Source organism: Pseudomonas sp. SIMBA_068, assembly GCF_046534705.1.
Lineage (GTDB): Bacteria > Pseudomonadota > Gammaproteobacteria > Pseudomonadales > Pseudomonadaceae > Aquipseudomonas > Aquipseudomonas putida.
On record NZ_JAWRYI010000331.1, the window covers coordinates 1 to 285 of the forward strand.

The 285-nt window shown below is 52.3% G+C and carries 1 protein-coding gene; it reads left to right on the forward strand.

Features of this window, described 5'->3' with window-relative positions; all coding sequences use genetic code 11:
• Positions 1–207 (forward strand): DUF1422 family protein (locus SB756_RS29405; protein WP_410913081.1); only part of this gene is annotated, 207 nt, incomplete at its 5' end.
• Positions 208–285: the final 78 nt, after the last annotated feature.

Genomic DNA, 285 nt, shown 5'->3' on the forward strand with positions numbered 1-285 from the left:
CAACGTTATCTTAATCGCACTATGCCGGTAGGCTTGCCGGGTCTGGCAGCTGCCTGTTTTATTCTCGGCGTACTGCTGTACAGCACGGTAGTTCGTGCGGAATATCCGGATATCAGCTCTAACTTCTTCCCGGCAGTACTCTCCGTCATTATGGTGTTCTGGATTGGCGCGAAGATGCGTAACCGTAAGCAGGAAGTTGCTGAGTAATCGGTATTATGCCGGATGCTGGCGCATCCGGCATGGGTTTTACTTCGCGGTCAGTAATACGCCGCACTCCATATGGTG